The sequence below is a fragment of the Streptomyces sp. NPDC006476 genome (genome assembly GCF_040612015.1).
GTDB lineage: Bacteria > Actinomycetota > Actinomycetes > Streptomycetales > Streptomycetaceae > Streptomyces > Streptomyces griseorubiginosus_B.
Genome location: NZ_JBEXPK010000200.1, coordinates 1 through 4,234 on the forward strand (window position 1 = coordinate 1; position 4,234 = coordinate 4,234).

At 66.7% G+C, this 4,234-nt stretch carries 3 protein-coding genes and 2 pseudogenes; all 5 read right to left on the bottom strand.

From position 1 onward, the window contains the following. The coding region (locus tag ABZZ74_RS52735) for an IS630 family transposase (protein WP_356951249.1) at positions 1 to 601 on the bottom strand (601 nt) is incomplete at its 3' end. Positions 602 to 828: 227 nt separating this feature from the next. Continuing rightward, on the bottom strand, positions 829 to 1,005 hold the full coding sequence (locus ABZZ74_RS52740) for a hypothetical protein (RefSeq protein WP_356951251.1): 177 nt from the start codon (positions 1,003 to 1,005) through the stop codon (positions 829 to 831). 88 nt (positions 1,006 to 1,093) lie between these two features. Continuing rightward, a pseudogene (locus tag ABZZ74_RS52745) lies at positions 1,094 to 1,345 on the bottom strand (IS701 family transposase); the annotation flags it as partial. A 198-nt stretch (positions 1,346 to 1,543) separates the two neighbouring features. Next, positions 1,544 to 2,380 carry a serine hydrolase gene (locus ABZZ74_RS52750; RefSeq protein ID WP_356951250.1) on the bottom strand — a complete coding sequence of 279 codons (837 nt, stop codon included), beginning with the start codon at positions 2,378 to 2,380 and terminating at the stop codon, positions 1,544 to 1,546. 1,249 nt (positions 2,381 to 3,629) lie between these two features. Then, positions 3,630 to 4,234: pseudogene (locus ABZZ74_RS52755) on the bottom strand (hypothetical protein); the annotation flags it as partial.

A 4,234-nucleotide genomic window follows, 5' to 3' on the forward strand; every position in this document is an offset into this window, starting at 1 on the left:
GCGAGCGGTCCAGGGCCTGGATCTGCGACTTCTCGTCCACCGAGAGCACCACCGCCCCCTCGGGCGGGTTGAAGTACAGGCCGACGACGTCGTAGACCTTCTCCACGAACAACGGGTCGGTCGAGAGCTTGAAGGTGTCGGTGAGATGCGGCTTGAGCTGGAACTGCCGCCAGATCCGGCCGACGGTCGACTTCGACAGACCACTGTGCTCGGCCATCGATTTCCTCGACCAGTGGGTGGCGTTCTTCGGCAGCTGTTCCAGCGTGGTGACCACCACCGCCTCCACCTGATCGACGCTGATCGTGGGCGGCCGGCCCGGCCGGGGCTCATCGGCCAGCCCGTCCAGCCGCTGGGCGAGGAAGCGCCGCCGCCACTTGCGGACCGTGTCCGCGGACACCCGCAGATCCCGGGCAACCGCGACGACCGGCGGCACTTCCGGCCCCGCACAGGCCAGCACGATCCGCGCCCGCAGGGCCAAGGCCTGGGCCGATGTCGCCCGACGCGTCCACCGCTCCAACTGCGCCCGTTCCTCAGCAGACAGCAGCAACGGCTCCAGCTTCGGACCCCGACGACGAACTGACGCACCAGCAGCAGAAGTCATACCACTACTAACGATCAATTACTGGCGTAGGACACTAGTACTCCAGCAGCGCTTTGACGTTTTCCCTGTTCAGGGGCGGTTTGGGTGAGTGTAGTGGGCTGATGGTCGGCCCGTGTTCTCTTTCCCGGGCCGCCCCTCGATCGTGTGCAGCCGCCGCTGATAGTGGCAGCGGCGAGCGACGGCTTGGCGTCGTCTGCGCCAGTGTGACCATCTCAGCGCGCGTGCGCTCATGAGGTGTTGGTGAACGGCGATGGGTGAGTGGACAGTTGCCAGGAGCCGCCGAACTTCTGCCACGGTGAGGGGCGTGAGGCAGGAACCGTTTCTGCTTCCCCCTTTGCCGCGGCGTCGGCGGTCATGACGGCCAGGAACGCGGGCGCCAGCATGGCCGCCAGCTGCACCGCCACCTGGCACAGTCCGACACCGCCGATTGCACCGGAGTATTGCCGGCCGGCGCCCACGCAGTCCGTGGACGGACTCCGCAATCCCCGTCTCGTCCGCCACCAACACCACGCTCTGACCGGCGGGTTCATCGATCACGAGGCAGGCGATCTCCTGCTGGGCCCCCTCATGGTCGAACCGGGCGCGCGAAAGCAGGTGCTGCAGCCGGTGCGGACCCGGATGCCCCAGAACCTGCGCGAGCGTCCAGCAGTTGCGCGTGTCCACCTCCAGCAACAACCCCGCGACCAACTCCGCCGCCGTCGCCCGAGCTTCACATCGCGCGAAGCAGCCCGCGACCGCCCGCATCGCCCTCCCGAACGCCTCACCCCACGCCCACTCGGCTATCGTTGCTTCCACGGCCACCGCGTCTTGATACGTCGTCACAAACGTTCATGATTACGGTGGCCGTACTCATGCCCGCACCCGCCCCAGCAACACACTGACCAGCACAGACGCTGGAACTACAGCTGCCGTGACCGACCCCATGCTGAGTCCCAAGGGTGGTCAGTCGGTCTGGGCCCCCTCGGGCAGCTGACGCAGCTTCATGGTGCTCGCCGCGTCGGACTGGAAGGCCATGTCCAGCAGGTTGGCTGCGCTGACGAAACGGTTGGGGTCGTTGAGCAAGACTCCGATGACCGTGCGGCCCTCACGCGTAGCGGCGAAGACCAGACAGGGACCTGCCGGGGTGGTGGTGCCGGTCTTGATGCCGATGGCTCCGGGATAGGAGCCGAGAAGCCGGTTGGTATTGATCCAGGTGTAGCTGCGGCCGTTGGTTGCGCTCTGTACGGTGCTCTGCTTCTTGACGATGTCGCTGAAGGTGGTGTTGGCCATGGCGTGCCGGGCGAGCGTCGTCAGGTCACGCGGTGTGCTCTTGTCGTCCGGGGTGAGGCCGTCGAAGGTGGCGTATGTGGTATTCGTCATGCCCAGCGAGGCGGCTTTGGCGTTCATCGCGGTGACGAACGACTTCGTGCGGGCGTCGACGGTGTCGCCGGCGCCGAACGTGTCAGCGAGCGCGATCGCGGCATCGCAGCCTGAGGGCAGCAGCATGGCGTGCAGGAGCTGGAGGACAGTCAGGGTGTCGCCGGTCTTCAGACCCGCCGTGCTGGCATCGTTTTCGGTGACATGGTCAAGGTACTCCTGTTTGACACTGACCTGGCGGTCGAGATCCAGGCCAGGGGTCTCTAGCACCACGACAGCCGTCATGATCTTCGTTGTGCTGGCTAGGGGGCGCGGGGTGTCCGCGGCTTTGCTCCACAGTGCTTTTCCGTCGGCGTCGTCGGCGATGAAGGCGCCCTGGGCGGTGATCTCCTGGGACAGAGCAGCGGATGTGTTCGCCTTCAGGACGGAGGCGGACGCGGCCGGCCTGGCCGCCGAAGTCGCGTCGGGACTTGCGCTGGCGGTGGGCAGGACGATCGCGGCCACGGAGACCGCGGCCACCGCAGCCGCAACGAGGATGCCAGTTTTCTTGGTGACACGTCGGTGGCTCAACTCACTGACCTAACGTGGGGGGCATGGCTCGTGAACGGCCAGCCAGGTGGCGGTGCTTGTGGTGAAGCCGCAGGCACCGTGTGGGTCTTGGGACGCTGAGACGGGGATCTGCCACTCCTGCCGCACGATCCCCACAACTCCCACCACTGATACGGATCCCCCCGACAGAATATTCATACGAATCAACGTCGAGTGCTCGACCACCGACGCGAACTCCCTTTGGAACTGCCTGCAGGTCGAGTACCTGCCCGGTGACCGCGACCGGAAGCCAGGGTGGTTGTGGTTTCGATCTCGAACACGTGCGCCACGAGGCGCTACACAACCGAGTGGAGGTGAAAGGCCGTGCGCCACGAGGCGCTGATGATCCGCGTGCGGGTGTGAGACCCGCGCCGTCGTCCCGTCGCAGCGGGACGGCAGAAGCAGGGGGTAGCTGGGCTCGGCGAGTCGGCCGGGTCTGGTGGAGAGCAGCCCCGACAACGACGGGACGCACCGGAACTACCGGACGGTGCGGGTCCGGCAAGCGAGACGGGAAGGTGGACGCGAGGAACCAGCGGTGTAAAGCCCCTCAAGACCTCCGCCAGCTCAAACCCGGTGGATCTGGGCTGGATCGCGGTGCGCACTGCCCGTCTGGGCAGGAACTCCTGGATCGGATTGATCTTGCCGGTCGGGAGGCCACGGAGAAGGACTGCGGCGTAACCGTGGCGATGCCGCAGGGGCAAAGCTGGCCGCCTCACCCGACGAGCGGATCACAGTGAACGTGGGAACCACCTCGAAGCTTTCGTCTCAGCGTGTCCTCCAGGTGCGATGGGGCGGGAAGGCGCGACGTCCGCCGATGGCCCGGGGTGGGGCGGAGGGCTGGTAGTAGTCCGAGGGCGGGAAAGCCGTCCACATGGCGAAGCGGCCCAGCGGATTCGGGTAGTTGAGGAACTGCAAGGGACGGAGACGCTGGTGAATACCGGTGATCTGTGGCCCGACCCCGATGGGGCCCGGCTGCGGGTACGACGGATGCAGACCAAGCTGCACCAATGGGCGGTCGATGATCCCGACCGCAGGTTCGATGATGGGGCCTCCCCCAAGGCCGGGTAGTTAGCGTTTTCGCAGGTCACGCAAGTGAGGCTGGGGACCATGCTGTTGCGGCGTAGAGGCCGGGGCCGAGTTTGTGGATGAGGCCGCTGGCGGCCCATCGATTCAGTTGTCTGTACATGGTTTCCAGGGTGACATCGCCGAAGTGGGCGGCGATCTCACGGGGTTGCCACAGACGCGTGGGGTCTTCCTGGAGCAGGGCCAGGATGCGGTGTCGGCGCCGCGCGGAAGGGCTGGCGTGTCGGTCGTCCCGGGAGGCCATGGGCAGCGCGGGTTGCTCCACGGGTTCGATGACGGTGACGTCGAGTCGGGTGACGGTGTGGCTTGTGCCGGGCCGGCCGTCGGCGTGGCGCTCGCTGTAGCGGGACATCGGTGACTTGACCTTGCGGGTGCTGACCCGGTGCCGGCGGGGCGGGAGCAGACCGGTCAGGATCCGACGGCCGATCGTCCCGAGGAGAGTGTCCCGATCGGTGTCCGCGGGGATGATGCCGTTGGCCTGGATCACCTGGTCGCGGGCGGTGTGGAGCGTGATGTTGAAACAGCAGCGGTCCGGGTCGGTGCCGGGGAGGGACTCGGCGGCAGTGACCATCACGGTGCGCAGGGCCTGGTAGAGCGTGAGCAGGG